A 4,332-nucleotide genomic window follows, 5' to 3' on the forward strand; every position below is an offset into this window, starting at 1 on the left:
TGAGGAACAGCAACTTTGCAAAGATGCCGCAATGAGGCTTGTTGCTTAACATCACCGTTGCGAATTGCCTTCGGGGGGATGAGGTGCCGTGGCCCTTGGCACGTCGGAAGCGTGTCAACGGGGTCGTGCGGTGAAGCGCCTCAGGATTTCTTTGCGAAGAAAGGGCAACGACATGGAGCCGTATATCGGTTTGGACGTCTCGCTGGCAAGCACTGCGATTTGCGTGGTGTCATGCCTGGGCCGATGACCACGGTATGCAACTGTACTTCATCGACCCGGACAAGCCGCCCCAGAACGCGGATATCGAAAGTTTCAATGGCCGGTTCCGGGACAAATGCCGCAACCAGCACTGGTTCACGAGCATCGGCGAGGCGCGAGACATCATCGAGGACTGGAGAATCGATTACAACTCAGAACGCCCCCACAGCAGCCTGAAATATCAAACACCGAAGAGTTCGCCCCAGCGCGGCCCTTCAACAAAACGCAATGTGCGCAGCCGCTGGAGCTACTTGATGGCTCCGCGCCCGCGCACATCGCTCACGCCGCCGAATGATGACACACAAATGGAGAGCAAACTCGACTTACGAGTGGCCCTGAAAAATGGGGAAGGTCAACCAGGCTAGCTTTAAACCGGGGACATTCCAGGGGAGCACGTCAGTGGCATGATCGATTTCAACACCGCGTTCAGCCATGATCTCCTCAAGATCCCGATATGAGATGCTGTAGCGGACATAGAAAAACACAGCGGAAAGGATAACGCTCTTCGGGAAATGGTTCCCCTTGAAAACAATCGCCAAATTGGAAATACTCCCCGTAGTCTTGTTGGCAAGCGTATCGCAAAATTTTAGCGATAAGGAAATGGCGAGCACTTTCTACGACAAAACCCAAACGCGCTGGTCGAATCCTAGCGTAGATGGGGAGGCAAGCACCGCGTTCAGTAGGCGCCTGCCTTCAAGACACACAAAAAAAGCCTGGGCCGATGCAGTCCCGGTGTACACAATTGGGATGGAAACGGCGCTTTTCATGTGCTGAATGGAAGTTTTATGATACATGAGACTGCAAAACAGGCTGGTGACAGTAACCCTGACGAGAAGTTAGACCCGCACACGTTTGCTTCTACCTTCGGGCAAGCTGTCTGGCTGATGACAATGTCAAAGGCGTACCAAGATCTTCATATCCGGGATCTTGAACACAGGGTGGCGCCCGCAGTCTTGTTGCGCCATTTCAAGCTTTACTCCAAAGGCAAACAGCCCGTGGCGTTTCTGACTTGGGCCAGCGTCACAGATGAGCTACGGGATCGCATTGCGGCGGGTGACAAGACGCTGGAGCTTCAGGATTGGCGTTCTGGCCGCAATATTGTCGTCGTGGACTGTGTTTCCCCATTTGCGCCTGCCAGCGAAATTATCGAGGGCTTTCTGAACGCCGTGCCCTCTGCGTGACTTCAAATTTGCAAGAAAAGTAATTTCTCATGTCCGATATTCTGTCCGCTGCCCCCCCCGCAGCTTCGATCACCGCTTTCAATGCACCTGTGGAGCTCTTGACAGGTCAGGCCTGCCCATATGCAGCGGCTGATGTACTGTCCGTTGAGCCTTCGTTGGCGACGCATAGAGTCTATAATTTCGAAGTCGCAGGCACACACACCTACATCGCTGACGGCATAAGGGTGCATAACAGATCCGTACTGAGCTTCTTGTCCCCAGAGCAGCTTGGGCAAATTGTTTCGTTTGAGAATCTCAACCCAGAAGAAGATAATGACCTAGACTACGTCCTTTTGCGGACGGAAGATGGTTTAACCCAGGTTGAAGTTATCTTGGGTGTGGCTGGTGACTCGCAGCTCACGAGTTGGGAAATAACAACGAGTGATGGACGCGGGAATGTCATCTATGGTCGCAAAACGGTCGACTCAGAGGGGAACGAAGTCTGGGAACGCGAGCCGTCCATCATCGAAGGACAGCTTGCCGGTCAGGCCATTGCAGATACTTTGACGCCTTTCCTGACCCACGCACTGATTGACGATGACGCCAGTGTTTTTGAGCAGGTCGCGGCAGACACCGTTCTTGGTACCTTGCTCCACAATGCTCTGGGAGCGACAGGCGCATTTTTGGACATTTGGGGCCAAGATCCAGGCAATTTCGAATGGGTTGAGCACCTTGATGAGGTCAGCGAGACGGTATTTGAAAATCTTGGCGGTGAGCTGGTTGTCAATTTTGCAGACAATGCCATTTCAGTTGTTAACCAGCTGATCATGGCCGAGATTTTTGAAGTTATCGAGATCGATGGCGTACCCGGAGCGATCTTTGAAGCGCTCACAAGTACAGTATTGAACGCTATGCTGACCAATACGGTTCAAGATGTGTTTGGCGATTTCTTGGCGAACACGTTTGTGGACATCCTCAGCCCGGAAAGCATAGCGACTATTACAAACTGGGCTGACACTACGGTTCGCATTGGTCTTGGCGCGTCGACCGCGGAGGTCCGTTACGTAAATCCGATTGATATTATTTTTACCGCCGTCTTGAATGAAATACTGCCCGCGGTGGAAACCGAGGTAGGGCTGGTGGCATCGGCAATTACCAACCTTTTGATCGCCCTCAATGGATCTTGGGGCGGCCCAATCGGAACAGCGATTGGCTGGGTTGTCGGTACAATCTTCGACGCTCTGTTTGGCAATGATCCCATACCCCAAGCCTGGACAAACGTGGGCTTTGACGAGGACACCGGGCATTTCGTCGTGCTCGACACCTGGTCAGATGACGATGGCAACATTGAACTGAGCCGTGCCATGGCAGAAGCCTATGTCGAAGGCATCAATGGGTTTGTAGATACATTCATGGCTCAGTCCCACAATTACAGCGAACTCGCCCAATGGTCCTTTGGTCATTATGTAAACGCACTTCGGAATGCTGGTCGAAATGGTCAGACGTTTGGGGACTTTCAAGCAACCTATGTGAACGCTCTTGTCCAGGATCTAGGGGACGCGCGACTGAATGACGGACAGATGACGGCCGTACGAGTACTTGATGACTTGTCGCCGGATCTCTTCGCGCGCCGTGCGTTGTCGTCCATTATTGATGTTTGGGAACGGGCTTATCCGGTATCATTTTACTCTGCCACGATATATGTTGATGGAGTGCGCGTCGCTGGTCCTATAACTTGGGATGATTTTGGACAAGATAGCTTCGTAACCCTGCTAGAGACTGTTCGCGATGTTTTGCAGGGAAACTCCAGTTTGGACAATTTGAGAGTTTATCTCCATTCGCCTGGTGATTTCCCCCCTTCTACCATTACCCCTCCAGGTTATGTTTATCGTGAATTGATTTCAGAATCCACGATATACTTTACGTCTTCTAATATGGAAAGAGCAACTCTATTATCCTATCTTGATGAGATATTGGCGCAAAGCCAATCTATGTCAGAGACTGAATTACTAGAATATGCCCGCACGGTTTTGGGTGCGGATAATGTTACGGATCAAGACATCTATTCCAATTTGACCAGCGGCCTCCAAATTGCTGATGACTACCACACCTATCTGGAAAACCGCGAAACCATTGATGCGATGATGGCGATGGACCCAGATTCCGCTTTCACGGCGGGATGGTATGCCACAATCGCGCAAGCTGTCGGCATGGGTCTTGCGGATGCCTATGATCTCACAGGGGATGCGATCGATAATGTCTTCTACACCGCAGATGGAGACGACATAGTCCGGGCTCTCGCAGGCAACGATCTTATCAAAACATATGGCGGAAACGACACCCTCGAAGGCGGCACCGGGAACGATACCCTCATCGGTGGAAGTGGTGCGGATCATCTCAATGGTGGTGCAGGCAACGACGAAGCGAGCTATAGGAACGCGACCAATGGCCTTGTTGTGGACCTAGCCGATACCAGCCGCAATACCGGCGACGCGGCGGGTGACACTTACAGTTCCATTGAACATCTCTCAGGTAGCAACACAGGAAATGATACGCTGTCTGGAAACTCAGGTGCGAACATGATCTCGGGCGGCGGAGGTCGTGACAGCCTCCTTGGTCAAGGCGGCAATGACACCCTAAACGGTGGCGACAATGATGACAGCATCGAAGGTGGCGATGGCAACGATAGCCTCTACGGAAATGACGGTGCAGACCGACTGGAAGGGGGGCGTGGTAACGACTACCTGAGCGGATACAGCGGGAGCGACACCCTTTACGGTAACTCCGGGGATGACACGCTGAATGCGGGCACTGGGGATGATTATCTGTCAGGTGGCGATGGCGCTGATACGCTCGCTGGAGGCAGCGGAGTGGACTCCCTATTCGGTGGGGATGGCGCGGACAAGCTCTATGG

1 protein-coding gene and 3 pseudogenes are annotated in these 4,332 nt (G+C 52.6%); 3 read left to right on the top strand and 1 reads right to left on the bottom strand.

The window, feature by feature from the left end:
* Positions 1–236: 236 nt before the first annotated feature.
* Positions 237–449: pseudogene (locus FGE21_RS20560) on the top strand (transposase); the annotation flags it as partial.
* Positions 450–656: 207 nt separating this feature from the next.
* Here FGE21_RS20560 and FGE21_RS19620 read toward each other — a convergent pair.
* Positions 657–797 (bottom strand): annotated as a pseudogene (locus FGE21_RS19620) (IS6 family transposase); the annotation flags it as partial.
* Positions 798–1,043: 246 nt separating this feature from the next.
* Between FGE21_RS19620 and FGE21_RS19625 the strand changes: the two are divergent.
* Positions 1,044–1,439, top strand: coding sequence for a toxin-activating lysine-acyltransferase (locus FGE21_RS19625; protein ID WP_139665088.1), 396 nt, complete (start codon positions 1,044–1,046; stop codon positions 1,437–1,439).
* A gap of 29 nt (positions 1,440–1,468) precedes the next feature.
* Positions 1,469–4,332 (top strand): annotated as a pseudogene (locus FGE21_RS19630) (hypothetical protein); the annotation flags it as partial.

This window comes from Phaeobacter sp. B1627 (genome assembly GCF_006265095.1).
Taxonomy (GTDB): Bacteria; Pseudomonadota; Alphaproteobacteria; order Rhodobacterales; family Rhodobacteraceae; genus Epibacterium.

Excerpts from the sequence above, each read along its gene's own strand:
- FGE21_RS19625 (WP_139665088.1), top strand. The coding sequence starts at position 1,044 with ATGATACATGAGACTGCAAAACAGGCTGGTGACAGTAACCCTGACGAG.